Consider the following 25,806-nt stretch of genomic DNA (forward strand, 5'->3'; position numbering starts at 1 on the left):
TGCGCATGGCACTGATCAAGGCGGTGGGACTCGGCAAGACGTACGGGTCCACGCGGGCCGTCAACAACCTCTCGTTCGAGGTCCACCCGGGCAGCGTCACAGGGTTCCTCGGGCCCAACGGCTCCGGCAAGTCGACGACGATGCGGCTCATGCTGGGCCTCGACCGGGGCGAGGGTGCCACGACGTACGACGGCCGGACGTTCGCCGAGCTCGACCACCCGATGCGACATGTCGGGGCGCTGCTCGAGGCGAAGCCGTTCCACCCGACCCGGCACGCCCGCAACCACCTCCGGATGCTCGCGGCCGCCAACCGCATCCCCAACACGCGCGTCGACCAGGTCATCGAGATGGTCGGCCTGTCGAGCGTCAGCAAGGGCAAGCCCAAGAAGTTCAGCCTCGGCATGGGCCAACGCCTCGGCATCGCCGCGGCGCTGCTCGGTGACCCGGACACCCTGATCCTCGATGAGCCGAGCAACGGCCTCGACCCGCAAGGCATCACGTGGCTGCGCTCCCTGCTCAAGCACCTAGCGGGGGAGGGTCGCTCCGTCTTCGTGTCGAGCCACCTCCTGCAGGAGATGGCCATGCTGGCCGACGAGCTCGTGGTGATCGGCCGCGGCCAGATGCTGGCCAACGGCGCGGTCGCTGACTTCATCTCGCACAGCGGCCTGGGCACGGTCGAGGTGCGTACGCCCGACGGTTCGGTGCTCGCCCCCGCGATCGAGGCGCTCGGCGCAGCGATCACCCGCGAGGGCGACAGCCTCGTGGTCAGCGGCGTCACGGCCGAGCAGATCGGCGAGGCGGCGCACACCGCCGGGGCGCGATTGCACCAGCTCGTGACGCGGCAGGCCACGCTGGAGGAGGCATTCCTCGAGGCGACCGGCCTGTCCGAGGAGTTCCGCGGCTCGACGGGAGACGTCGCATGATCGACGCCCTCCGCTACGAGTACGTGCGGCTGCGCACGCTCCGCTCGACCTATTGGTTGATCGGCATCGCGATGACGTTCCAGCTCATCATGTCGATCGTCCTGGCCGCGGTGATCTCGCAGTCGGACTCGTTCGACCGAGGCAACGCCGCGTTCGACGTCATCGCGACGATCGGCGCCTCGAGCGGCTTCGCGCCGCTGTTCATCGCGTACATCATCGGACTGCTCGGGGTGTTCTCGACCGGCCACGAGTATCGGCACGGGATGATCCGGGCGACCCTCACCGCCATCCCCAACCGCACGCACGTCTTCGCCGCCAAGGTCATCTCCACCGTCGTGATCTCGGCGGCGGCCGCCCTGTTGTGCATCGTCATCGCCCTGCTCAGCATCGTCGCGTTCGGCCTCGACTTCCCGACCGCCAAGGGCCTGGTCAACATGACGTCGGGCACGATGATCTTCACGGCGCTCTTCTCGCTGTCAGGCTTGGCCTTCAGCGCCCTGACCCGCAACCAGACCGCCGCGGTCGCCCTGCTGATGCTGGTGCCCTCGGTCGTCGAGCAGATCATCCGCGCGATCGTGATCGCCATCAAGACCGCCTCGGACGACCCGAGCTCCGACGGCGGCATCATGAACATCCTCAAGTACCTCCCCTACGACGCCGGCGGCAAGCTCTACACGCGAGCGTCGCTGGACGACCTGTTGTCGTTCCTGGGCTTCATCCCGTTCGGAGCGGTGGGTGGTGGCATCGTCATGGGCGTCTTCGTCGGCGCGTTGCTGGCCGGCTCGTACGCGCTGTTCATGCGTCGCGACGCCTGAGGCCGGTGACCCCCGTCACACGGGGTCGTACACTCCGGGCATGGCCCGCCACGATCTCGCGATGCCGCCGGGTGCCGATCCGGCGGCGCTCTCGCGAGACCTCGAGGCGGCACACGACCAGTTCGTGAGCACGGGGGAGGTCGACCCGTCCCTGCGCCAGCTCGTGTTCGAGTCGTGGCGTCGCAGCGTGGAGGGTGGTCTCGACCCGGAGCAGGCGCTGGCCGCGATCCGGCTCGACGACGCTGCGCTCGCGGACATCCGTGACGCGCACCCGCTGGCGGCGGGCATGCCGGTCATCCGGCGCCTGCTCGTCGAGAGCGCGGCCGAGGCGGGGCTGCTCGTGGCGGTCAGCGATGCCGCAGGTCAGCTGCTGTGGGTCGAGGGTGACTCCTCGCTCCGGTCGCGGGCCGAGGGCATGCACTTCCTGCCAGGCGCCGACTGGAGCGAGGGCAGCGTCGGCACGAACGCCCCCGGCACGGCGCTCGCCCTCGACCGACCGGTGCAGATCTTCGGCCCGGAGCACCTTGCCCGGCAGGTCACGCCATGGAGCTGCTCGGCGGCCCCGATCCACGACCCCGACACCGGCGCGATCCTCGGCGTGCTCGACCTGACCGGTGGCCCCGACGTGGCCACCGCGCAGAGCCTGACGCTCGTACGCGCGACAGTCGCCGCGGTCGAGGCTGAGCTGCGGATCGAACGGCTCAGCCCGGCGCCGTCCGCGACCGCGAGCAGCGGGTGGTCGATCCCGGCACTCGACGTGCTCGGCGGCCGCGGGGCGACGTTGCGCCACGGCACGACGACGACCCGGCTGAGCCTGCGCCACAGCGAGATCATGCTGCTGCTCGCCGAGTCCCGCGACGGCATGACGACCGCCGAGCTGTCGGTGGCGCTGAGCGACGACGAGCAGGCCCAGGTCACGATCCGCGCCGAGCTGTCGCGGCTGCGGACGGTGCTGGGGCCGATCGAGCTCGCCTCCAGGCCGTACCGGCTCCGCAACGAGATCAGCACCGACATCGGCCGCGTGCGCGAGGACCTCGCTGCCGGACGGATCCGCAGTGCCGTCGCGCACTACCGCGGGCCGATCCTGCCGACCTCGACGGCGCCGGCCGTCGAACGGAGCCGCGACGAGCTCCACATGTTCGTCCGCTCGTGCCTGCTGAGTGCGGGCGACGCCGATGCGCTGCTCTCGTTCGCCGACACCGCGCACGGTCGCGACGACTTCGAGATCTGGCGACGAGTGCTCGAGGTACTCCCGGTCACGTCGCCGCGCCACGCGCAGGTGGCCGCGCACGTGGCCCAGCTCGACGCCGAGCTCGGCTGAGCCGAGCGAGCTTTGCGAGCGGCGCGAAGCCAGGTTGAGCGATCGCGGCGAAGCCGCCAGATGACGAAACCTCGTGAGTCGACATCGCAGCGTGCAGTCCCATTCGCTGCAACGTTGGGGCAACGGTCACGTGACTACGGTCACAGCACCTCGACCTGAAGGAGCACCATGACCGTCTACGCGCAGCCCGGAGCCGAAGGAAGCGTCGTCACCTACAAGCCCCGCTACGACAACTGGATCGGTGGCGAGTACGTCGCGCCGGTCAAGGGCGAGTACTTCGAGAACCCGTCGCCGGTCAACGGCAAGGTGTTCTGCGAGGTCGCCCGCGGCACTGCTGAGGACATCGAGCTCGCCCTCGACGCCGCCCACGCCGCGGCGCCGGCCTGGGGCAAGACCTCGGTGGCCGAGCGGGCCAACATCCTCAACAAGATCGCCGACCGCGTCGAGCAGAACCTCGAGATGCTCGCCGTCGGCGAGACCTGGGACAACGGCAAGCCCGTGCGCGAGTGCCTGGCGGCCGACCTGCCGCTCGTGGTCGACCACTTCCGCTACTTCGCGGGTGCGATCCGCGCCCAGGAGGGTGCGCTGTCGCAGCTCGACAACGACACCGTGGCGTACCACTTCCACGAGCCGCTCGGCGTCGTCGGCCAGATCATCCCGTGGAACTTCCCGCTGCTCATGGCGGTCTGGAAGCTCGCCCCGGCCCTCGCTGCCGGCAACGCGGTCGTGCTGAAGCCCGCCGAGCAGACCCCGGCGTCGATCATGCTGCTGATGGAGCTCATCGCCGACCTCCTCCCGGCCGGCGTCATCAACGTCGTCAACGGGTTCGGTGTCGAAGCCGGTGCGCCGCTCGCGTCGAGCAGCCGGATCCGCAAGATTGCCTTCACCGGCGAGACCACGACCGGCCGGCTGATCGCCCAGTACGCCAGCCAGAACCTCATCCCGGCCACGCTGGAGCTCGGTGGCAAGAGCCCCAACATCTTCTTCGAGGACGTGGCCAGCAAGGACGACGCGTTCTACGACAAGGCGCTCGAGGGGTTCGCGATGTTCGCCCTCAACCAGGGCGAGGTGTGCACCTGCCCGAGTCGCGGGCTGATCCAGAACTCGATCCTCGAGCAGTTCCTGCCCGCGGCGACCGACCGGGTCAAGCAGATCGTCCAGGGCAACCCGCTCGACGACGCCACGATGATCGGTGCCCAGGCGAGCAACGACCAGCTCGAGAAGATCCTGTCGTACTTCGACATCGGCGTGCAGGAAGGTGCCCGGATCATCACGGGCGGTGAGCGCGTCGACCTCGGCGGCGACCTGTCGGGCGGCTACTACGTCGCGCCGACGATCTTCCAGGGCCACAACAAGATGCGCATCTTCCAGGAGGAGATCTTCGGCCCTGTCGTCTCGGTGACCGGCTTCGACGACTACGACGAGGCCATCGAGATCGCGAACGACACGTTGTACGGCCTCGGTGCCGGCGTCTGGTCGCGCGACAGCAACACGGCATACCGGGCCGGCCGCGACATCCAGGCCGGCCGGGTGTGGACCAACTGCTACCACCAGTACCCCGCGCACGCGGCGTTCGGCGGCTACAAGTCGTCCGGCATCGGCCGCGAGAACCACAAGATGATGCTCGACCACTACCAGCAGACCAAGAACCTGTTGGTCTCGTACGACCAGAACAAGCTCGGCTTCTTCTGATGTGGGAGGGAGATCCGTCGTGACGGTGGGACGCGTCGCGATCACCCCGGAGGCTGCGGCCCTGCTCCGCAGCCTCCGGGAGTCCCACGCCATGCCGCTGATGTTCCACCAGTCGGGCGGCTGCTGCGACGGGTCGGCGCCGATGTGCTTCACGCAGGGCACCTTCCTGACCGGCCCGCAGGACGTCCACCTCGGCGAGCTCGACTACGGCGCATCCGAGCCGGCGCCGGTGTGGATCTCGCGGGAGCAGTTCGCCTACTGGTCGCACACGCACATCACGATCGATGTCGTGCCGGGCAGGGGAGCGGGGTTCTCGATCGAGGGCCCGACCGGCAACCGGTTCATCATCCGCTCGAGGGTCTTCACCGAGGCGGAGACCGCTGAGCTGGCGACGTACGTCACGCCCTGAAACCGTAACTCGTTGTTACACTTCCAAGGTTCTGGCCGGGCGCAGTAGCGTCGTGGCGAACGCACCCAAGGAGTTGCATGAGCGAGCGACAGCGAGCGAACAATCAGGCAGGGCTCATGCCGTCGCCTCCATATCGTGGGTTGTCTGAGGAGGCGGCGGCATGAGCGAGCTGGGCTACACGCTGAAGGTCTTCCGTCAGATCGGGATGTTGAAGCCGGTCCTGCCCCATCGGCTGATCGGCGCCGGGCTGCAGCTCGTCAAGTGGGGCCCGGGGCTGCCGTCGGGCGTCAACGCCGCGGCCAAGCGCTTCCCCAACCAGCTCGCGATCATCGACGACGCCGGCCAGATCACCTGGACCGAGCTCGCCGAGCAGATCAACCAGTTCACCCAGGCGCTCAAGGATCGCGGCATCGAGGCGGGTGACTCCGTGGCGGTGCTGTCGCGCAACCACCGCTACATGATCATCGCGCTGATCGCGGTCATGCAGGCCGGCGGCCGGGTGCTGCTGCTCAACACGATGGCGAGCCGCTCGCAGCTCGGTGAGCTGGCGAAGCGCGAGGGCGCCAAGCTCGTGATCCTCGACCAGGAGTTCCTCGAGGTGGGCGCCGACGTCGAGGACGACTCGATCATCCTGTGCTGGGCCGACGACGACGCCCCGGCGTCGTACCCGACGGTGGCCGGCCTCCTGACCGGGCAGCCGACCAAGGCGCACCCCAAGCCCGCCCGCCACGGCCAGATCATCATCTTCACCTCGGGCACCACGGGGCTGCCCAAGGGCGCCAAGCGCGAGGAGCCGGCGGACCTCAAGCCGCTCATCGCGTTCTTCGGCGCGATTCCCTATCGGGGCAACTCGACCGTCGTGCTCGCGGCGCCGCTGTTCCACTCGTGGGGCCTGATCAACTTCGGCTTCGGCCTGTCGACCGCGCCCACGTACGTCCTGCGGCGACGGTTCTCCGCGGAGCAGGTGCTGCGCGACATCGACGAGCACAAGGCCAAGGTCCTGGTCGTCGTGCCGCTCATGATGCAGCGCCTCGTCGACGCCGACCCGGTCATGATCGAGAAGACTGACGTCTCGTCGCTCGAGGTCACCGCGAGCAGCGGCTCGGCGCTCGCCGGCGACCTCGCCAACCGGTTCATGGACCTGTTCACGGACTCGGTCTACAACTTCTACGGCGCGACCGAGACCGGCTGGGTCACGATCGCCAGCCCCAAGGACCTGCGCGAGGCGCCCGGCACCGCCGGCAAGCCGCCGTTCCGTACGTTCGTCAAGATCCTCGACGCCGACGGCCGTGAGGTGCCCCAGGGTGAGACCGGGGTCATCCACGTCGGCAACGACATGCCGTTCGGCGGCTACACCGACGGCAACACCAAGGCGTTCGCCGACGGGCTCATGAACACCGGCGACCTCGGGTTCTTCGACGAGAACGGCCGGTTGTTCGTCTCCGGCCGCGACGACGACATGATCATCTCCGGCGGCGAGAACGTCTTCCCGCGCGAGCTCGAGGACGCGCTCATCGAGCACCCCGACATCTCCGACGTCGTGGTCACCGGGGTCGAGGACCCGGCATTCGGCCAGGCCCTCGCCGCGTACGTCGTGGTCAAGGACGGCGCCTCGCTGACCGAGCAGGACCTCGTGGCGTACGCCAAGGAGCACGTCGCACGGTTCGCGGTGCCACGCCGCACGATGTTCCTCGACGAGCTGCCCCGCAACCCCACCGGCAAGGTCATGAAGCGCGAGCTCCCGGATTTCGACTGACGCGACGATCAGCGGGCTGCGCAGCGACCGCTGTGGCAGGCTGACCGCGTGGACATCGCGTACGACCCGCACCCCGACGGGCGGCCAGACCCGGGTGAGGTCGTGTGGACGTGGGTCCCCTACGAGGACGACCCGGCGCAGGGCAAGGACCGGCCGGTCCTGATCGTGGCCCGACAGGGCGAGAGCCTCGTCGCGGTCCCCATGACCTCGAAGGACCACGATCGCGACCTGGCGCAGGAAGCCGAGGAGGGCCGGTTCTGGTTCGACGTCGGCAGCGGCCCTTGGGATCCCGCCGGACGGCCCAGCGAGGTTCGGCTCAACCGGTTCCTCACGATCGACCCCACGGCCGTGCGCCGTGAGGGTGCCGTCCTCGACGAGGCACGCTTCAACGCGGTCGCCGCGGCGCTGGCGCCGTACGTGCCATGACCCCGCGCATCGGCCCGGTCGACGCCTTCCAGCGCAAGCACCGGGTGGTCAGCTTCCCGATCGCGGTCGTCTACAAGTACTTCGACGACCAGGGCCCCTATCTCGCGGCGATCATCGCCTATTACGCGTTCATCGCGATCTTCCCGCTGCTGCTGCTGGGCTCGTCGATCCTGGGGTTCGTGCTGCAGGACAATCCCGACCTCCGCGACCAGCTGCTCAACTCCGCGCTCAGCCAGTTCCCGATCATCGGCACGCAGCTCGGCGAGCCCAAGGGGATCACGGGCAGCGCGACGACGATCGTGATCGGCTCGGTCGTCGCGCTCTACGGCGCCATGGGCCTGGGCCAGGCGATCCAGAACGCGGCCAACATCGCCTGGTCCGTGCCCCGCAACAGCCGGGCGAACCCGATCATCCTGCGCCTGCGCAGCATCCTGTTCCTGGCGATCAGCGGAGCCGGCATCCTCGCGCTCGCGATCGCCACCTCGGTGTTCGCGAACCCGGATGCTCTCGGGCCCAACCTCGAGTCGACCCTGCGATGGCTCATCCGCCTGGTCGGTTTCATGCTCACCGTGGTGATCTTCGTCAGCGTGTTCCGGCTGATCAGCCACGGCCGCGCCGGCTGGCGTTCGGTGTTCCCCGGCGCGGTCGTCACGTCGCTCCTCTGGCAGGGGCTGCAGTGGATCGGCACCACGTACGTCAGCGAGGTCATCCTCAAGGCCAAGGACAACCAGATGAACGGCACGTTCGCCGTGGTCCTCGGCCTGATCGCGTTCATCTTCATCGCCGCCGTCATGGTCGTGCTCGGCCTGGAGGTGAACGTCGTCCTGCGGCGGCACCTCTACCCGCGCGCGCTGCTGACCCCGTTCACCGACAACGTGATCCTGACCAAGGCCGACCAGAAGGCGTACGCGGCCTATGCCAAGTCGCAGCGCCACAAGGGCTTCCAGTCGGTCGAGGTCACGTTCGAGGACCGCACGCCGAAGCCGCCCCCGCCCGAGCCGAAGCCGTCAGACTAGGCTGGACGCAGCAGCAGATCACCGACGACCAGAGGACATCGCCATGCCCACGGGCAAAGTGAAGTGGTACGACGCGGACAAGGGCTTCGGCTTCCTGACGCAGGAGGACGGCCCGGACGTCCACGTGCGCTCCGACGCGCTGCCCGACGGCGTCACGACGCTCAAGGCCGGCACCCGCGTCGAGTTCGGCATCGTGCAGGGCAGCCGCGGCGACCAGGCCCTCCAAGTGCGCGTCCTCGACCCGGTGACCTCGGTCTCGCGCGCGCAGTCGCACGCCCGCCGCAAGGACCCGGAGACCATGGCGGTCATCGTCGAGGACCTCATCCGTCTGCTCGACACGATCGGTGAGGGCTACCGCCACGGTCGCCACCCCGACGGCAAGAAGGCCAAGTCGGCGGCCCAGGTGCTCCGCGCCGTCGCGAGCGAGCTCGAGCTCTGACAGGGGTCATCCAGGGCTTCGGGGTCATCGGGATCCTGATCGCCCTCGGACTGGGCCTGGCTCACGCCGGGGTCCTGGACCGCGACTCCCAGCGGGTGCTGTCGCGCCTGGTCTACTTCGTGGCGACGCCCTCGCTGCTGGTCGACCTGCTGGCGCGCACCGACGTCTCCGACGTGCTGGGTGTCGGCTTCGCCATCGCCGGTCTCAGCGTGATCGCGGTGCTCGTCGTCTACGTGCCGGTGGCCCGCCGGCGTGGTCGCTCGATGTCGCACATCGTGGTCGGCGCGTTGTCGGCCTCGTACGCCAACGGCGGTTACCTCGGGCTGCCGATCGCCGTCTACGTCCTCGGCGACGCGGCGTTCGCGGTGCCGATCATGGTGCTGCAGCTCATCGTGTACGCGCCGCTGGCGCTCTCGATGCTCGACCTGGAGGCGACGGGCCGCCGGCCGACGCTCGGTGCCCTGGCCCTGTCGGGCGTACGCAACCCGGTCTCGGTCGCGGCGGTGTGCGGCGTCCTGATCTCGGTGCTCGGCGTGGACCTTCCCGACATCGTCGGTGAGCCCATCAAGCTGCTCGGCGGGATCGCGGTGCCCGGGGCACTCCTGGCGTACGGCGTCTCGCTGCGGTTCGGCGGCGCGATCGGCACGGCTCACCGACGGGAGATCGCCGTCATCGCCCTGCTGAAGCTGGTCTGGATGCCCACCGTCGCGTACGTCCTCGCGCGTTTCGCGTTCGGGCTCGACGCCCACGAGGTGTTCGGCCTGACCGTCATGGCGGCGCTGCCGACCGCCCAGAACGTGTTCGTCTACGCGTCGCGTTTCCAGCGGTCGGAGCTACTGGCCCGGGACAGTGTCGCGGTCACCACGCTGCTCTCGATACCCGTGCTGTTCGGTCTGGCGGCCGTCCTCGCCTGACTTGCCCTTGGCGCGGTTGAGCACGAACACGAGCCAGGCGACGAGGATGACGGCCGTCACCAGCAGGCCGACCCGCGGTGTGGCGTCGAGCGTGAACAGGCCGATGCCGATCAGGCCGCCGATGACCCACGACAGCTGCAGCAGCGTCTCGGACCGCGCGAACATGCTCGTCCGGACGCGCTCGGCCACGTCGCGCTGGATCAGGGCGTCGAGGCTCAGCTTGCCGAGCGACTGGCACAGGCCGACCGTGAGACCGAGGACGACAGCCGTCCACCACGTGAAGAACACGGCGACCGTCACGACGACGGCGACGTCGAGCACGAGGACCGCGATGACGACGCGTTCGGGGCGCCGCGACTTGGTCAACGACGCGATCAGCGTGCCGACCGTGTTGCCGGCACCGGCGCCACCGATCACCAGGCCGAGCAGGACCGTCGCGTTGCCGTGCCAGCCCATCGAGTCCGGGGGATCGCGCAGCGTGAACGCCATGAAGATCGTCAGGAACCCCGACAGCAGCCGCAGGCCCGAGTTGCTGCGCAGGGCGTTGACGACGTCGCGCGAGATGCTGATGCCCTTCTTGGCCGCACCGGTCGCGATCTTGGAGAGATCGACCTGCTCCTCACCCTCGCTCGAGTCGACCCGGGCGGGGAGCAGGATCGCAAGGATCGTGCCGACGACGAACAGCAGGGCGGCGTAGCGGACGGCCCACTCCGCGCCGATCGCCGCTGCGCCGCCGGCCAGCGGAGCCGAGATGGCCGCGGCTCCGGTGCCGGTCAGCGAGATCCGCGAGTTGGCCTTCACGAGCGTGAACTCCGCAGGCAGCAGGCGGGGCACGGCCGAGGCACGGGTCACGCCGTACGCCTTGGAGGCCACGAGGCAGCCGAGCGCCGCGAAGTAGAACGACGGCGGAGGGTTGTCGGACGAGATGGCGCCGGCCAGCACCCAGCAGCAGAACGCGCGGATGGCGAGCGTCGCGCCGATGGCCCAGCGGCGGCCGCGGCGGAAGCGGTCGAGGAACGGGCCGATCAACGGCGCGACGACCGCGAACGGCAGCATCGTGAGGACGAGGAACAGGGTGACCTGGCCAGTGGCCTCGCCGGTCGGCACCGTGAAGAACAGCGTGCCGGCCAGCGAGATGGCGAAGGCGGCGTCACCGGCGGTGTTGAACGCGTGCAGCTCGAGGAGCCGCGACAGCCCGCTCTCGCCGGCGCCGCCGGAGTGCGTGAATCGCCGCGAGGCCGTGAAGGCGGACGTGCTGCCCCTGGCGACCAACCTCGCGGTGCCGGAGGACACCCGGCCGGCGATCTGCGCGGAGCGGCTCAGGCGTGACTGCTCGGGCGGCTCGACGCGCGTCGGATCGAGCCCCCGGTCGTCCTCGTCTCCGTACCCGTCCACGCCGTCTATCCTGCCTCACCCCGCGAGCCGCGGCCGTCCGGACATGGGCGACAATGGGTGAATGCCCATCGATGAGCAGCTTGCCGCCGCTGTCGACGTTGCCCGTGCGGCCGTCGACGAGGCCGCTGACGCCGGAACCGTCGGCGATCACGTGCGCGCCGTCGAGGACGGCGAGCGTCTCGTCTCGCACCAGTTCCTGTGCACCAAGCCCGGCTACCAGGGCTGGTACTGGTCGGTCAGCGTGTCCCGCGCGCCCGACAGCGATCGCGTCACGATCAACGACGTGGTCCTGCTGCCCGGTGACGACGCGATCATCGCGCCGCCGTGGACTCCCTACAAGGAGCGCATCCGGCCCGGCGACCTCAGCCCGGGCGACGTGCTGCCTCCCGACGAGGACGACATCCGCCTCGTCCCGTCGTGGAGCGCCGGCGACGGCGAGGAGCAGACGCCCGACCGCTTCTTCGCCCGTGAGGTCGGTCTCGGCCGCGAGTGGGTGCTCTCGATCGAGGGCCGCGAGCTCGCCGCCGACCGCTGGCAGGAGGGCGAGCAGGGCCCCGACGCCGCGATCGCCCAGCAGGCCTCCGGCGTGTGCCACTCGTGCGGCTTCATGGTCAGCCTCGCCGGTCCGCTGTCGGACCGCTTCGGCGTCTGTGCCAACGGCATGGCCAACGACGACGGCAAGGTCGTCTCGTTCGACCACGGTTGCGGAGCCCACTCGGGCGCCCGGCTGAGCCGCTCGGCGAGCGCGCAGGCGCTGCCGCCGCCGGTGTTCGACACCGTCGGCGTCGACGAGGTCGACTCCTTCTAGCTCGGAGGTTCTAGTCGACGCGGCGGCGACGGCCCGGCTGCATGCGCAGGGCGTTGCGGCGCCGGCGGCAGTACTCGATGCCGATCAGGCCCAGTCCGAAGCCCGCGAGCGCGGTCCACAACCACCAGGTGCGGCCGTTCTCGTCGAGGGTGCCGAGGAACGGCAGCAGGGCGATCGCGATGACGCCCCAGACGATCGTGCCGACCGTCATGGTGCGGACGCCGTCGACGTCCATGGGCTCGACCTCGGCGACGCGGTGGGTCTTGCTGCCGATCTCGAGCTCGGTGAGGTCCGGCCGGCCGAACTCGTGACGACGAGCGGCACGCTCGAGCCGGGCGATCTCACGATGCCCCATCTTGCGCTCAATCGTCTCGGGTCCGTCGCCCTGACGGATGACCCACTCGTCGTCACTACTCACCCGCTCACCCTACCGCCGCACGCTCCTGACGTTTCGGGTGCTGTCATGCTGATCCTGCAATGAATCCGCGCCACCGTCGCCTGCTGATACCGGGCCTCCTCATCGCCTTGCTGGTCGTCGTGCTCGTGAGCTCGCTGGCTCGCCGGGCCGATGGCGCCGAGGCGGGTCCCGATGTCGTCAGCCGGATGACCGACGCGAGGATCACCGAGTCGAGCGGGCTGGCGATCAGCGTCAAGCACGACGACCTGGCCTACACGATCAACGACTCGGGCAACGCGCCGATCGTGTTCGCCATCAAGATCTCCACCGGCGCCGTCGTGGGGACGACCACGATCACGGACAACACCCCGATCGACACCGAGGCCATCGCGATCGACGGTGACGGCGTGCTCTGGGTGGCCGACACCGGCGACAACCAGGAACGGCGGACGGACGTCGCCCTGTACGCCCTGCCCGAGCCCGGACCGGGCGACCACTCGGTCGCCGCGACGCGCTACCCGCTGACGTACCCCGACGGGCCGGCGGACGTCGAGACCCTGCTGATCAACCCCCGCACGGGCGCGAAGGGCGTCGTCACCAAGGGCTTGTTCGCCGGTGAGCTGCTCGCCCTGCCGAGCAAGCTCGTCGCGAACCGGGCGAACGTCGCCAAGGCGACGGGCCACGAGATGCCGGCGGTGGTGACCGACGGCGTGATGTCGGCGAACGGCCGCTTCGCGCTCCTGCGGACGTACAGCGACGTCCACCTGTACGACGCGAGGACGTGGAAGCAGATCCGCTCGGCGTCGACCCCGCCCCAGCCGCAGGGTGAGTCGATCGCCATCGAGCGCAGCCAGAAGTCGTTCCTGATCGGCAGCGAGGGCGCCGACTCCGCGCTGATCCGGATCCCGTTGACGCTGCCGAGGACGCCGGCCGAGAAGCCGACCACGAAGCCCGCGAAGGACAAGAGCACTGGCACGGCGACGTCCAAGGAAAGCGGCGATCAGGACGGCAACGGCTTCGCGGGCAGCATGTGGATCTGGGCGGTCGGCGGGGTCGCGCTCCTCGCCGCGATCGCCTCCGCGGCCACCAAACGGACCTAGTCTTCCCGCGGGGCGAAGGGGTCTGGCATGCTCCCTTGCGACCGACGTGTCCATCCCGACCAGGAGTGCCATGACCAGCACGCTCGAGCAGTACTTCAAGATCAGTCAGCGCGGGTCCTCGATCGGGCGGGAGGTACGCGGAGGCGTCGTCACGTTCCTGACGATGGCCTACATCGTCGTGCTCAACCCGATCATCCTCGCGGGCGTCGCTGACGAGGACGGCAAGTTCCTCGGCGGTGGCTCCACCCCCGGCTCGGGCTTCGCCACGATCGCCGCGGTGACCGCACTCGTGGCGGGTCTCCTGACGATCCTCATGGGCGTCGTCGCCAACTTCCCGCTGGCGCTCGCGACGGGACTCGGCCTCAACGCGTTCGTGGCGTTCTCGGTCGCGTCGCAGATGACCTGGGCCGACGCGATGGGGCTCGTGGTCCTCGAGGGCCTGATCATCCTGCTGCTGGTGCTCACCGGGTTCCGAAAAGCGGTGTTCGACGCCGTGCCGCGACAGCTCAAGACCGCCATCGCCGTGGGCATCGGCCTGTTCATCACGCTGATCGGCCTGGTCGACGCCGGCTTCGTGCGTACGACCGGCATCGGCGCCCCGCCGATCCAGCTCGGCATCGGCGGACACCTCGAGGGCTGGCCCGTGCTGGTCTTCATCGCCGGACTGCTGCTGATGATCGCGCTGCACTCGCGTGGCGTTCCCGGCGCGATCCTGATCGGCATCGTCGCCACGAGCATCCTCGCGATCATCGTCCAGGCGATCACCGATGTCGGCCCCAGCGTCGTCAACGGCAAGGTCGTCAACCCCAAGGGCTGGAACCTCAACAGCCCCGAGTGGCCCGACAAGGTGTTCGCCAAGCCGGACTTCTCGCTCCTCGGTGACTTCAACCTGTTCAACGGCTTCGAGCGCGCCGGTGTCGTGACCGCGGCGCTGCTCGTCTTCACCCTCCTGCTCGCCGACTTCTTCGACACGATGGGCACGATGACCGCGATCGGCGCCGAGGGCGGGCTCAACGACGACGACGGCACCCCGGTCGGTGCGCAGAAGATCCTCGTCGTCGACTCGATCGCCGCTGCTGCAGGTGGCGCGGCCGGCATCTCGAGCAACACGTCGTACATCGAGTCGGCCTCAGGCGTCGGCGACGGCGCTCGTACGGGCCTCGCCTCGGTCGTCACGGGCGTGCTGTTCCTGCTGTCGACGCTCGCGGTGCCGCTCGTCGAGCACATCCCCAACGAGGCCGCGGTGCCGGCGCTCGTGCTCGTCGGCTTCCTGATGATGAGTCAGGTCAAGGACATCGCCTGGAACGACGACGAGATCGCCATCCCGGCGTTCCTGACGATCGTGCTGATGCCGTTCACGTACTCGATCACCGCCGGCATCGGCGCGGGCTTCATCGCGTACGTCGTGATCAAGCTCGTCAAGGGCAAGGTCGCCGCGATCCACCCACTGATGTGGCTCATCGGCATCCTGTTCGTGGTCTACTTCGCGATCGACCCGATCACCAACTGGGTGGGCTGAACGCCGTAGGTACGTTGGGCACATGCTCATCGCACTCGGAGACCAGGCCCCACGCGTGGCGGACACGGCGTGGGTCGCACCCAATGCGACCCTCGCCGGGTCCGTCGTGATCGAGGACGGCGCCAGCATCTGGTACGGCGCCGTGCTGCGTGCCGACAACGAGCCGATCACGATCGGCGCCCGGTCGAACGTGCAGGACAACTGTGCGTTCCACGTCGACAAGGGCCGGCCCGTACGCCTCGGCGAGGGGGTGTCGGTGGGTCACGGGGCGGTGATCCACGGCGCCACGATCGGCGACCACGTGCTCGTCGGCATGGGCGCGATCATCATGAACGGCGCGGTGGTCGGCGACGAGTCGCTGATCGCGGCCGGCGCGCTGATCTCCGAGGGCGTCGAGATCCCGCCCCGGTCACTGGTCGCGGGCGTGCCGGGCAAGGTTCGCCGCGAGCTGACCGACGACGAGGTCGCCAAGCTGCACCACAACGCGGAGATCTACGAGGAGCACCGCGAGCTGCACCGCAAGGGTGCCGAGGTCATCTGACGCAGCCCCCGGTCCTTGAGCCTGTCGAAAGGACGCCCTCGCACACGCGCGGGTGACGTCCTTTCGACAAGCTCAAGAACCGTTGATCAGAGCTGCTCGACGACGTAGTCGATGCTCTTGGTCAGCTGGGTGATGTCGTCGGGCTCGATCGCGGGGAACATCGCGATGCGCAGCTGGTTGCGGCCGAGGCCGCGATAGCCGGAGACGTCGACGACGCCGTTCTCGCGCAACGCCTCGGTGACGGCTGCGGCGTCGACACCCTCGAGGTCGATCGTCCCGACGACGAGCGAGCGGTCTGCGGGATCGGTGACGAACGGGGTGGCGTACGCCGACGCCTCGGCCCACTCGTAGAGCCGCGTCGACGAGTCGGTCGTACGCTTGACCGCCCAGTCGAGCCCGCCCTGCGCGAGCATCCAGCGCACCTGGTCGTCGATCAGGAACAGCGTCGCCAGGGCCGGGGTGTTGTAGGTCTGGTTCTTGCGGGAGTTGTCGATCGCGGTCGGCAGGTCGAGGAACCCGGGGATGTGCCGGCCGCTCGCCTTGATCTCCTCGGCGCGCTCGATCGCCGCCGGCGACATCAGGGCGACCCACAGCCCGCCGTCGGCGGCGAAGGTCTTCTGGGGCGCGAAGTAGTACGCATCGGTCTGCGCCACGTCGATCGGCAGGCCACCGGCGCCCGAGGTCGCGTCGATCAGCATGAGCGCACCATCGTCCGCACCGGCCACGCGGTCGACCGGCACCATGACGCCCGTCGACGTCTCGTTGTGCGCCCAGGCGTACGCGTCGACGCCCGGCTCGGCGACCGGCACGGGGTGCGTCGTGAACTCGCTCTCGAGCACGTGGGGCTCGGCGAGGAACGGGGCGCGCTGCACGGCGGTGGCGAACTTGCGGGTGAACTCCCCGTGCACCAGGTGCTGGCTGCGGTCGCGGATCAGCCCGAACATCGCGGCGTCGAAGAACGCGTGCGAGCCGCCGACCCCCAGCACGACCTCGTGGCCGTCGGGCAGCGCGAAGAGCTCGGCCAGTCCCTCGCGGAGGCTGCCGACGAGGTTGCGCACCGGTGTCTGCCGGTGCGACGTGCCCATGAGGGAGGTCCCGGTCGCGGCCAGGGCGTCGAGCGCCTCGACGCGTACCTTCGACGGGCCGGACCCGAAGCGTCCGTCCCCGGGCAGCAGCTCCGCAGGAATCTTCACGTCCTGATTCTCGCAGGGGCGGTGGTGGGGCGTGTAACACCCTCGTCACATATGTCACATTGAGTGGCTGGTATCACCGTCAATTCGTACGATGCCCCGTATGGCCTCTGACGGATCGGTCGATGTCCCCCTGTCCAAGGGGCTCGAGCACACGCAGGACGAGTGGGAACAGGCGACCGCCGCGGTGCTCCGCAAGGCACGCAAGCTCGCGGACGACGCACCCGACAGCGACGTCTGGGGCAAGCTCGCCACCACGACCCTCGACGGCATCACGGTCACCCCCCTCGGCACGCCGTCGCTGACCCGCGAGCTGCCGGACGGTGGCCTGCCCGGTCAGGCGCCGTTCACCCGCGGCAGCGTCGCGACGAGCGAGCTCGAGGGCTGGGACGTACGCGCCTGGTTCGCCGACCCTGACGCAGACCGCACCGCCAAGGACGTCGTCACGGACCTCGAGAACGGTGTCAACTCCCTGTGGCTCACCGTCGGTGGCGGAGCGATCCCCGTCGACGCGCTCGCCACGATCCTCGAACCGGTCTTCCTCGACCTCGCCGCGGTCGTCCTCGACGCGCCGGCCGCGCCCGTCGAGGCGGCCCGCGCCCTCGCAGCAGTGCTCGACGACAAGGGAGTCACGGCAGCCCCCGGTACGTCCCTCGGTGCCGACCCGCTCGGAGCGGCGATCCGTGGCCAGGGCGTGACCGACCTCGGCATCGTGACCGAGGTCGCCGCGTTGGCGCAGCCGCGGGGCGTGCGCGCCGCCACGGTCGATGCCACGGCGGTGCACGATGCCGGCGCCTCCGACGTCCAGGAGCTCGCCTACTCACTGGCCGCGGGCGCCACTTATCTCCGCGCGCTCGTCGCCGCGGGCATCGAGGTGGGGGAGGCCGCAGCGCTGATCGACTTCCGCTACGCCGCCGCGGACGAGCAGTTCCCCACGATCGCCAAGCTCCGCGCCGCCCGGCGCCTGTGGAACCGGGTCGCCGAGCTGAGCGGGGTCACGAGCGCCGCGGCCGGCCAGCTGCAGCACGCCGTGACGTCGCGGCCGATGATGGCGAAGTACGACCCCTACGTGAACATGCTCCGCACCACAGTCGCCGCGTTCGCCGCAGGCGTCGGCGGTGCTGCCTCGGTCACGGTGCTGCCGTTCGACGAGCCACTGGGACTGCCCGAGGCGTTCAGCCGCCGGATCGCCCGCAACACCTCGAGCCTCCTGATCAGCGAGTCGCACGTCGCCGCGGTCGCCGACCCGGCCGGTGGCGCGCACGCCGTCGAGAAGCTCACCGACGACCTCGCCCGTGCGGCGTGGGCGCTGTTCGGCGAGATCGAGGAGCGGGGCGGACTCGTCGAGGCGCTCGACTTCCTGCGTGAAGGCATCGACCGGACCGTCTCGGCGCGCGCGCTCGACATCGCCAAGCGCAAGCGGCCCATCACCGGCGTCTCGGAGTTCCCCAACCTGCACGAGGAGCTCCCCGAGCGCCGACCGTACGGCCACGCCGTCGAGGTGCACCGCTACGCCGGCGAGTACGAGGCGCTGCGGGACGAGCCTGCGTCGAAGCCGGTCTTCCTGGCGTCGATGGGCACCGTCGCGGCCTACACCGCTCGCGGCACGTTCGCCGCCAACCTGCTGGCCGCCGGCGGCATCGACACCGTCGTCGCCGGGCCGACCGAAGGCGTCGACGACGTCCTCACGGCATACGCCGAGGCCGGCCAGCCCACGACGGTCTGCCTGGTCGGCAACGACAAGGCGTACGAGGTGTGGGGTGCGGAGCTGGTCACCGCGCTGCGCGAGGCCGGAGCGACGTACGTGGTGGTGGCCGGCAAGGCAGAGATCGGCGCCGACGTGACCGCCGCGGCCGGGCTGGACGCCCTCGCCTTCCTCCGCTCGATCCGACAGGAGCTGCAGGCATGACCGTTCCCGAGAGCTTCGCCGGGCTCCCCTTGGATCCCGAGCAGCCGTACGAGCCGGACGCCGACACGTACGCGCGCGCCACCGACGGCGCCGAGCCGTGGACGGCGCCGGAGGGCATCGACATCGAGGGGCTCTACACCGCCGCGGACCTCGAGGGCGTCGACGCGCTCGACACCTACCCCGGCCTCACGCCGTTCCTGCGCGGCCCCTACCCGGCGATGTACACGACGCAGCCGTGGACGATCCGCCAGTACGCCGGGTTCTCCACCGCCGAGGAGTCCAACGCGTTCTACCGGCGCAACCTCGCCGCCGGGCAGAAGGGGCTCAGTGTCGCGTTCGACCTGGCGACGCACCGCGGCTACGACTCCGACAACCCCCGCGTCGTCGGCGACGTCGGCATGGCCGGTGTCGCGATCGACTCGATCTACGACACCCGCAAACTGTTCGAGGGCATCCCGCTCGACGAGATGAGCGTGTCGATGACGATGAACGGTGCCGTGCTGCCGGTGCTGGCGCTCTACATCGTCGCCGCGGAGGAGCAGGGCGTGCCGCCCGAGAAGCTCTCCGGGACCATCCAGAACGACATCCTCAAGGAGTTCATGGTCCGCAACACCTACATCTATCCGCCGGCACCGTCGATGCGGATCATCTCGGACATCTTCGCCTACACCGCGCAGAAGATGCCGCGCTTCAACTCGATCTCGATCTCCGGCTATCACATCCAGGAGGCCGGGGCGACGAACGACCTCGAGCTCGCCTACACGTTGGCCGACGGCGTCGAGTACATCCGCGCCGGCCTCGACGTCGGCCTCGACATCGATGCGTTCGCCCCGCGGCTGAGCTTCTTCTGGGCGATCGGCATGAACTTCTACATGGAGATCGCCAAGCTCCGTGCGGCCCGGGCGCTCTGGGCGCAGCTCGTCGCCGACTTCAACCCCAAGAACCCCAAGTCGCTGAGCCTGCGTACGCACAGCCAGACGTCGGGGTGGTCACTGACCGCGCAGGACGTGTTCAACAACGTCGGGCGCACCGCGATCGAGGCGATGGCCGCGACCCAGGGCCACACCCAGTCGCTGCACACCAATGCCCTCGACGAGGCGATCGCCCTGCCGACCGACTTCAGCGCCCGCATCGCGCGCAACACCCAGCTCCTCCTGCAGCAGGAGTCCGGCACGACCGACATCATCGACCCCTGGGGCGGCTCCTACTACGTCGAGCGGCTGACGCACGACCTCGCCAACCGGGCCTGGGCGCACATCCAGGAGGTCGAGAAGGCGGGTGGCATGTCCAAGGCGATCGAGGCCGGCATCCCCAAGATGCGCATCGAGGAAGCCGCCGCCCGTACGCAGGCGCGCATCGACTCAGGTCAGCAGGCCGTCATCGGCGTCAACACATACCGCCTGGCCGACGAGGACCCGCTCGACGTGCTCAAGGTCGACAACAAGGCCGTGTACGCCTCGCAGATCGCAAAGCTCGAGCGGCTGCGCGCCGAGCGCAACCAGGACGACGTCGACGCCGCCCTCGCCGCGCTCACCAGGAGCGCGGAGCGCGGCTCGACGAGCGACGGCTCGCTCGACGACAACCTGCTGACGCTCGCGGTCAACGCGGCCCGCGCCAAGGCGACCGTCGGAGAGATCTCCGACGCGCTCGAGAAGGTCTACGGGCGCCACCAGGCCGTGATCCGTACGATCTCAGGTGTGTACCGCACCGAAGCCGGCCAGGGTGGCAACATCCAGAAGGTCATCGACGCCACGGCCGCGTTCGAGCAGGCCGAGGGCCGTCGCCCGCGCATCCTCGTTGCCAAGATGGGCCAGGACGGGCACGACCGCGGCCAGAAGGTCATCGTGACAGCGTTCGCCGACATGGGCTTCGACGTCGACGTCGGCCCGCTGTTCTCCACGCCGGAGGAGGTCGCCCAGCAGGCGGTCGACGCCGACGTGCACATCGTCGGTGTCTCGTCGCTCGCCGCGGGCCACCTGACGTTGCTGCCCGCGCTCAAGACGGCGCTGGCCGAGATGGGCCGGCCGGACATCATGATCGTCATCGGCGGCGTCATCCCGCCGGACGACGTGCCGACGCTCAAGGAGATGGGTGCGGCCGCCGTGTTCCTGCCCGGCACGGTCATCGCCGACTCCGCACTCGACCTGCTCGACAAGCTCCAGACGACTCATCACTGATGGTCGACGTCGCTGACCTCGCCGACGACGTCCGCGTCGGCAAGCGGGCGGCGATCTCGCGCGCGATCACGCTGATCGAGTCGAGTCGCGCCGATCACCGCGCCGAGGCGCGGGAGCTGCTCGGACTGCTGACGCCCCATGCCGGAGGGGCGGTGCGCGTCGGCGTCTCCGGCGTGCCGGGTGTCGGCAAGTCCACGTTCATCGAGGCGCTCGGCATGCACCTCGTCGAGGAGGGCCACCGTGTCGGTGTGCTCGCGGTCGACCCGTCGAGCGTACGCACCGGCGGCTCCGTGCTCGGCGACAAGACCCGCATGTCCCGGCTCGCGGTGAGCCCGGACGCATACATCCGGCCCTCGCCCAGCGCCGGCACCCTCGGCGGTGTCGCCCGGGCGACGAGCCAGGCCATGACGGTGCTCGAGGCGGCCGGCTTCGACGTCGTGCTGATCGAGACCGTGGGTGTCGGCCAGTCCGAGATCACGGTCGCCGGCATGGTCGACACGTTCCTGTTCCTGACGATCGCGCGCACCGGCGACCAGCTCCAGGGCATCAAGAAGGGCATCCTCGAGATCTCCGACGTCGTGGCGGTCAACAAGGCCGATGGTGAGCGTGTGCAGGAGGCCGAGGCGACGTCGAAGGATCTCGCCGGCGCGTTGCGCATGGTCTACGCCGGTGGCACCGGGTGGGTGCCGCCCGTGCTGACCTGCTCGGCGCTCGAGGGCACGGGGATCGACACGGTGTGGAGCCGGATCATCCGGCACCGGGAGTTCCTGGGTCGCAAGGGACTGCACGAGAAGCGGGCCCAGCAGCAGCTCGACTTCACGTGGGCTCTCGTGCGGGACGAGCTCGACCAGCGGCTCCGCACCGATCCCCGCGTCGCCGCGATGCGCGCGGAGATCCGCGAGGCCGTGCTGTCCGGCGAGATGCCCGCGGCCACCGCCGCAGACCGCATCCTCGAGGCGTACGACTCGTAGCTCGGATCGGCGTCTAGGGATCCTTGCGGCCTTCGGCCCAGCCTGCGACGACGTCGTCGTACGCCTGGCTGTCCTCAGGGCTGCCGCCGGCCTGCGGCCTGAGCTTGATGCGTTCTGCGCCGTCGAAGAAGATGTCGCCGCCGGCCTGAAGGTCGACGCGGTACTTCGCCGGGTGCTCAGGGCGCCACGACCGCGCGAGCGCGACACCGACGCGTCGGGGTGAGGCGGAAGGGCGCACGGTGACGTCGACCTGCGGCGGTCCGTCGTCGACCCGGGTGATCGTGATGGCGTCGAAGAGACCCGCGTCCGCGAGGGCGGCTGCGGTGTCGAGCCATGCCTCGCCGTCGCGCCCGCGCTCGACCGTGATGCCGTCCTCCTCCGCGCGGTAGGTCACGCGCAGGGTCGTGTGCGCGCGCGCCAAGCCGGCATGCAGCGTCTGATCAATGCTTCGCGCCTGCGCCAAGGTGTCGGTCGTGATCTCGAGCCCGCCCTCCTCGACGTCGAATGTGCGGAAGCCGGGTTCCCGGCGGACCTGGCGGAGGAGCGGTGCCACCGTGGCTGCCTGCCGAGGGGTGAGGCCGTACAGGTTCAGACCAGCGTCGGTTGTGATGTCGACGAACTGGATCGAGGTGAACCCGGCGACGCGGGCGGCGGCCTTCCGGGCCTGGCCGGCCTTCGATCGGACGACGACAGACATGAAGCCGTTGTCGACTCGGGCAGTGAGGACCGGCGCTGCGCCCTGCACGGCGGCGAGAACGTCGAGCTCCGTCTGCGGCCACGTGCCGCGATCGGCCTCTCCGAGGATCTCCGGTTGCCGACTGTCGAACCTGAGACGAGCTGCGCCCGACACGTCGAGGATCGTCCGGGCATCTGAGACGAACGTGCCGAACGACCCGTCCTGAAGACTCATGTCGACCAGCCATCCACCGTCGTCCTCACGGAACTGTGCCTTGACGGCGGGTTCGAGGTCCAGGATCTGGCGTGTCGCGTCGGCGATCTTCTTGGTGCCCTTGGACCTGGCGGTGAGCTCGATCTCCACGCCGCGCTCGCTGGTCTGGCCGACGGTGATCGTGGCCGCGTCGCCGCGATCGGGGTCGAGCATGTCGACGACCCGTTCCGACGCGGCGGCAACGTCCTTGGCCAGCGCGTACCCGTTCATCCTCACCTCTGGGTGACAGCTCCAGCTTCCGAGTCCCTCCTGGCTGCACGTGCCGTTGACCGAGCTGACGTGGTCGACGTCCTTGACCGCGTTCTCGAGCTTCTCGTCGCCGTACGGCTCCCCGCCGCAGCCGGCCAGTGCGACCAGCATCGTCGCGGCCACCAGTGTCCCCGCACGCCCCCGCATCGCCCCAGTATGACCGCCGTCGGCCGTGTGAAACGATCGGGCGGTGAAGCGATCCGTCTCGGCCCACCTGCAGCTCCACCTTCACGACCACGCAGACCTGATCTTCTCGATCGCGGTCGCCGAGGGACACGCCACGACCGAGACGTTCACCATCCGGTCCGGCGGCGTCGAGCTCGAGCCGCACGAGATCGCCGGGCGCCACGGCACGCGGCTGCACCGTCTCACGGGACCTCCCGGTCACATGACGATCGACTACGCCGCCGAGGTCGTCGGCCAGGCCGAGCCGGCCGCCGTCGAGGAGCTCGACCTCATCGAGTACCGGCGGCCGAGCCGCTACTGCGAGTCCGACACGTTGTTCTCGACCGCCAACTCCGAGTTCGCCGGCGTCCATGGCAAGGAGCTGCTCGACGCGGTCACCTCATGGGTGGGCGCCCACCTCTCGTACGTGCCGGGCGCGAGCCAGCCGACCGACGGCGCGGTCGCCACGATGCTGGCGCGTGAAGGCGTCTGCCGTGACTACGCCCACCTCGTCGTGGCTCTCCTCAGGGCGCTCGACGTCCCCGCTCGGCTGGCCTCGGTGTACGCGCCGGGGCTCTACCCCATGGACTTCCACGCGGTCGCCGAGGCATACATCGAGGACGCGTGGCAGGTCGTCGACGCGACGACGCTGGCGCCTCGTGGCAGCCTCCTGCGCATCGCGACAGGCCAGGACGCCTCCGAGACGGCGTTCCTCTCCCAGCACTGGGCGCGCGTCGACCTGCTGTCGATGAACGTCACGGCCGTCGTCGACTCCCTGCCGACCGACGACCTTGCCCAGCTGACCCAGCTGCGCTGAGGCTCAGGCCGCCGTGCGGGTGGCCGCCTCGGCCGCCTCGCGCAGCTCCGCCGCAGTGAGTCGCGGACCGTAGCCGGGGGTGTCAGGCTGCACCCGCCAGCCCTCGGCGAGCCCACCGAGGTCGACGACGTCGAAGCCGATCTCGTCGATGAAGGCCGCGACGGTCGCCTTGGCCGCCTCGTCGTCGGAGGCTACGGCCAGCGCGCGACGGTCGGGCGTACCGGCGTCCTGCGCCTCGGCGGTGATCGCTGCCGCCTGGATGTGGTTGAACGCCTTGACGACGTGAGCGCCGGCGAGGTGGCGCTGCAGGAGCTCCGAGCTGGTCAGGGAGCCGTCCTCGAGCTCGGCGATGACGCCGTCGCGCTGGGAGTAGTAGTTGTTGGTGTCGATCACAGGCTTGCCGGCCAGCGGCGCTGCCGGGACGGAGCCGATCGCGTGGACCGGCGTCGTGACGACCGCGATGTCAGCGGCTTCCGCTGCCTCGGCAGGCGTGCTGGCCCGGGCCGCCGGCCCCAGCTCGGCGATGAGGTCCGTCAATGTCTCCGGGCCGCGCGAGTTGCTCAGCACGACGTCGTGTCCGTGAGCGATGGCGGCGCGGGCGAGCTGGCTGCCGATGTGTCCGGCGCCGATGAGTCCGATGGTGGTCATGCAGGTGACAACCCGCGCCGAGGCGTACGTATTTCCGATGGGGTGGTGGAGACATTGCGACGCGGAGGCAGGGAGTGCCTCCGCGTCGAGACGGACCAGCTTCGAGGGAGTAACTCTGAAGGACTAGTTCCGAATAGCCCTAACTAACTACATTCTGCGCTAATGTCAAGACTGCACATGACGGCGCGACTCGGTTAGCGTCATTGTCACAGGTTGTCAGGTCCGACCCATTCGGGGGGATGGTCGGACCGTCGTACGACCGGCGCAGGGGCGCCGATTGGCCGGCCATCTCGGGGGGATGGCCGGCCACGTGCGTTCATCGCACCGTGAGCCTGGCGTAGTCGTACGTCCCGCTGGTGATGCGCCAGCCGCCGATCTTCCAGGCCTGGCCGCCGTCCTGGCGGAGGTAGAGCAGGGCGTGTGTCGGCACGGTCAGCATGTCGTCGCGCCGTTCGGCCGGGTTGAACACCGGCACCGCCGCGGACGCGTCGAGGGTCGCCACGATGCGCGGCTCGGCCTTCGAGCGGTCGACGCTGATCGCGACCTTCGACCACGTCGGGTTGATCCACACGGCCCGGTTCCGGTAGCCGTTCGTCGAGTACGCCTTGCCGTAGAAGACCCGGCCCGCGCCTGCCGACGTGTGCGCGGCGCCGGATGGGGTGCCCTCCCCGCGGAACGCGATGAGGCCGAGCTCGTCGCGGACGTCCACGCTGTCGGGGTAGGCGACGAACGCGTTGATGCGTGGCCGGAACGCGTCGACGGTCGAGGGCGCGAGGGCAGGGAGCACGAAGTCGAGGTCCTGCGCGTCGTACGAGCGGCGCGGGATCGCCAGCCGCGAGTAGCGCTTGCCGAAGATGAAGCGCACCGCAGTGCATGCGGCCCTGTCGACGGCGGCCTTGCCGAAGACGGCCTCGGCCTCGGCCGCGCCCGTCGTGCGGACGGCGGGACACCAGTCGACGGTGTCGCCGTCCTCGGTGACGGAGCCGGGGTGTCCGGGCCACGGTCCTCGTACGCTCAACGGTGCCCGCGCCGCGGTCGGCCTGGCCGGTTCCGTCGGCTTCGCGGACGTCGTGGGCGAGCTCGGCGCCGGCGTCGGACCCGGTGTCGTACGTGTCGCGGTCGCCGAGGGCTCGGCCTTGTCGCCGACGGTTCCGTCGGGGGACGTCAGGCCGATCGCGACGCTGATGAGCACCACGGCGGCGATGGCCCCCGCGAGCACCGTGATCCACTTGGACCTCACGCGCCTCAGCATAGGCGCAG

24 protein-coding genes are annotated in these 25,806 nt (G+C 69.7%); 18 read left to right on the plus strand and 6 right to left on the minus strand.

What is annotated here, in order from left to right:
• The first annotated feature begins 5 nt into the window (after positions 1-5).
• The 10 genes from ASE12_RS16280 to ASE12_RS16325 all read left to right on the plus strand — a co-directional run bounded on the left by ASE12_RS16280 (position 6) and on the right by ASE12_RS16325 (position 9,711).
• Complete coding sequence (locus ASE12_RS16280) at positions 6-923, plus strand: ATP-binding cassette domain-containing protein (RefSeq protein ID WP_200955042.1); 918 nt, start codon at positions 6-8, stop codon at positions 921-923.
• Positions 920-1,738 (plus strand): ABC transporter permease, encoded by an 819-nt coding sequence (locus tag ASE12_RS16285; protein WP_056402917.1) that lies wholly within the window; start codon positions 920-922, stop codon positions 1,736-1,738. The genes ASE12_RS16280 and ASE12_RS16285 overlap by 4 nt, the downstream gene beginning before the upstream one ends.
• 40 nt (positions 1,739-1,778) lie before the next feature.
• Entirely contained in the window at positions 1,779-3,059 is a 1,281-nt protein-coding gene (locus tag ASE12_RS16290) for a GAF domain-containing protein (protein WP_056402920.1), read from the plus strand.
• A gap of 168 nt (positions 3,060-3,227) precedes the next feature.
• Positions 3,228-4,751 (plus strand): aldehyde dehydrogenase family protein, encoded by a 1,524-nt coding sequence (locus ASE12_RS16295; RefSeq protein WP_056402925.1) that lies wholly within the window; start codon positions 3,228-3,230, stop codon positions 4,749-4,751.
• Positions 4,752-4,770: 19 nt separating this feature from the next.
• Positions 4,771-5,160, plus strand: a complete 390-nt coding sequence (locus ASE12_RS16300; RefSeq protein WP_056402928.1) for a DUF779 domain-containing protein — start codon at positions 4,771-4,773, stop codon at positions 5,158-5,160.
• Between the two features lie 160 nt (positions 5,161-5,320).
• Positions 5,321-6,916, plus strand: coding sequence for an AMP-binding protein (locus tag ASE12_RS16305; RefSeq protein WP_056402932.1), 1,596 nt, complete (start codon positions 5,321-5,323; stop codon positions 6,914-6,916).
• Between the two features lie 48 nt (positions 6,917-6,964).
• Complete coding sequence (locus ASE12_RS16310) at positions 6,965-7,342, plus strand: type II toxin-antitoxin system PemK/MazF family toxin (RefSeq protein WP_235508932.1); 378 nt, start codon at positions 6,965-6,967, stop codon at positions 7,340-7,342.
• On the plus strand, positions 7,339-8,358 hold the full coding sequence (locus tag ASE12_RS16315; protein WP_056402937.1) for a YihY/virulence factor BrkB family protein: 1,020 nt from the start codon (positions 7,339-7,341) through the stop codon (positions 8,356-8,358). Before ASE12_RS16310 ends, ASE12_RS16315 begins: the two co-directional genes overlap by 4 nt.
• Positions 8,359-8,401: 43 nt before the next feature.
• Positions 8,402-8,797 (plus strand): cold-shock protein, encoded by a 396-nt coding sequence (locus ASE12_RS16320; protein WP_056402941.1) that lies wholly within the window; start codon positions 8,402-8,404, stop codon positions 8,795-8,797.
• A 38-nt stretch (positions 8,798-8,835) separates the two neighbouring features.
• Positions 8,836-9,711: an AEC family transporter gene (locus ASE12_RS16325; protein WP_255355484.1), complete on the plus strand. Its 876-nt coding sequence runs from the start codon at positions 8,836-8,838 to the stop codon at positions 9,709-9,711.
• Here the strand turns inward: ASE12_RS16325 and ASE12_RS16330 are convergent.
• Positions 9,631-11,106, minus strand: a complete 1,476-nt coding sequence (locus ASE12_RS16330; RefSeq protein WP_235508933.1) for an MFS transporter — start codon at positions 11,104-11,106, stop codon at positions 9,631-9,633. The two genes, ASE12_RS16325 and ASE12_RS16330, sit on opposite strands and share 81 nt — an antisense overlap.
• 61 nt (positions 11,107-11,167) lie before the next feature.
• On the opposite strand from ASE12_RS16330, the gene ASE12_RS16335 reads away from it, so the two are divergent.
• Positions 11,168-11,914, plus strand: coding sequence for a DUF3027 domain-containing protein (locus ASE12_RS16335; protein ID WP_056402947.1), 747 nt, complete (start codon positions 11,168-11,170; stop codon positions 11,912-11,914).
• Between the two features lie 10 nt (positions 11,915-11,924).
• Here the strand turns inward: ASE12_RS16335 and ASE12_RS16340 are convergent, their stop codons facing one another.
• Positions 11,925-12,332, minus strand: a complete 408-nt coding sequence (locus ASE12_RS16340) for a DUF2530 domain-containing protein (RefSeq protein ID WP_235508934.1) — start codon at positions 12,330-12,332, stop codon at positions 11,925-11,927.
• A gap of 59 nt (positions 12,333-12,391) precedes the next feature.
• On the opposite strand from ASE12_RS16340, the gene ASE12_RS16345 reads away from it, so the two are divergent.
• The 3 genes from ASE12_RS16345 (at position 12,392) to ASE12_RS16355 (ending at position 15,471) form a co-directional block, all read left to right on the plus strand.
• Positions 12,392-13,411 (plus strand): hypothetical protein, encoded by a 1,020-nt coding sequence (locus tag ASE12_RS16345; RefSeq protein ID WP_056402950.1) that lies wholly within the window; start codon positions 12,392-12,394, stop codon positions 13,409-13,411.
• Between the two features lie 70 nt (positions 13,412-13,481).
• Complete coding sequence (locus ASE12_RS16350; RefSeq protein ID WP_056402952.1) at positions 13,482-14,930, plus strand: NCS2 family permease; 1,449 nt, start codon at positions 13,482-13,484, stop codon at positions 14,928-14,930.
• A gap of 22 nt (positions 14,931-14,952) precedes the next feature.
• Entirely contained in the window at positions 14,953-15,471 is a 519-nt protein-coding gene (locus ASE12_RS16355) for a gamma carbonic anhydrase family protein (protein ID WP_056402956.1), read from the plus strand.
• Between the two features lie 86 nt (positions 15,472-15,557).
• Here ASE12_RS16355 and serC read toward each other — a convergent pair whose 3' ends face one another.
• The gene (serC, locus tag ASE12_RS16360; protein WP_056402959.1) at positions 15,558-16,664 is read right to left on the minus strand and encodes a phosphoserine transaminase; all 1,107 of its coding nucleotides are present in this window, start codon (positions 16,662-16,664) and stop codon (positions 15,558-15,560) included.
• Positions 16,665-16,764: 100 nt separating this feature from the next.
• On the opposite strand from serC, the gene ASE12_RS16365 reads away from it, so the two are divergent.
• The 3 genes from ASE12_RS16365 to meaB are packed head-to-tail and all read left to right on the plus strand — an operon-like array spanning position 16,765 to position 21,718.
• Positions 16,765-18,570, plus strand: a complete 1,806-nt coding sequence (locus ASE12_RS16365; protein ID WP_056402962.1) for a methylmalonyl-CoA mutase family protein — start codon at positions 16,765-16,767, stop codon at positions 18,568-18,570.
• Positions 18,567-20,747, plus strand: a complete 2,181-nt coding sequence (gene scpA / locus ASE12_RS16370; RefSeq protein WP_056402966.1) for a methylmalonyl-CoA mutase — start codon at positions 18,567-18,569, stop codon at positions 20,745-20,747. Before ASE12_RS16365 ends, scpA begins: the two co-directional genes overlap by 4 nt.
• Entirely contained in the window at positions 20,747-21,718 is a 972-nt protein-coding gene (gene meaB, locus ASE12_RS16375; RefSeq protein WP_056402969.1) for a methylmalonyl Co-A mutase-associated GTPase MeaB, read from the plus strand. The genes scpA and meaB overlap by 1 nt, the downstream gene beginning before the upstream one ends.
• 13 nt (positions 21,719-21,731) lie before the next feature.
• Here meaB and ASE12_RS16380 read toward each other — a convergent pair whose 3' ends face one another.
• Positions 21,732-23,063, minus strand: coding sequence for a hypothetical protein (locus ASE12_RS16380; RefSeq protein ID WP_157413013.1), 1,332 nt, complete (start codon positions 23,061-23,063; stop codon positions 21,732-21,734).
• 43 nt (positions 23,064-23,106) lie between these two features.
• Here ASE12_RS16380 and ASE12_RS16385 point away from each other — a divergent pair, with 43 nt between their 5' ends.
• Complete coding sequence (locus tag ASE12_RS16385; protein ID WP_056402974.1) at positions 23,107-23,898, plus strand: transglutaminase family protein; 792 nt, start codon at positions 23,107-23,109, stop codon at positions 23,896-23,898.
• A 3-nt stretch (positions 23,899-23,901) separates the two neighbouring features.
• Here the strand turns inward: ASE12_RS16385 and ASE12_RS16390 are convergent, their stop codons facing one another.
• Both ASE12_RS16390 and ASE12_RS16395 read right to left on the minus strand, forming a co-directional pair.
• Positions 23,902-24,546: an NADPH-dependent F420 reductase gene (locus ASE12_RS16390; RefSeq protein ID WP_056402977.1), complete on the minus strand. Its 645-nt coding sequence runs from the start codon at positions 24,544-24,546 to the stop codon at positions 23,902-23,904.
• A gap of 316 nt (positions 24,547-24,862) precedes the next feature.
• Complete coding sequence (locus ASE12_RS16395) at positions 24,863-25,786, minus strand: hypothetical protein (protein WP_157413014.1); 924 nt, start codon at positions 25,784-25,786, stop codon at positions 24,863-24,865.
• Between the last annotated feature and the right edge of the window lie 20 nt (positions 25,787-25,806).

The sequence above is a fragment of the Aeromicrobium sp. Root236 genome (assembly GCF_001428805.1).
Taxonomy (GTDB): domain Bacteria; phylum Actinomycetota; class Actinomycetes; order Propionibacteriales; family Nocardioidaceae; genus Aeromicrobium.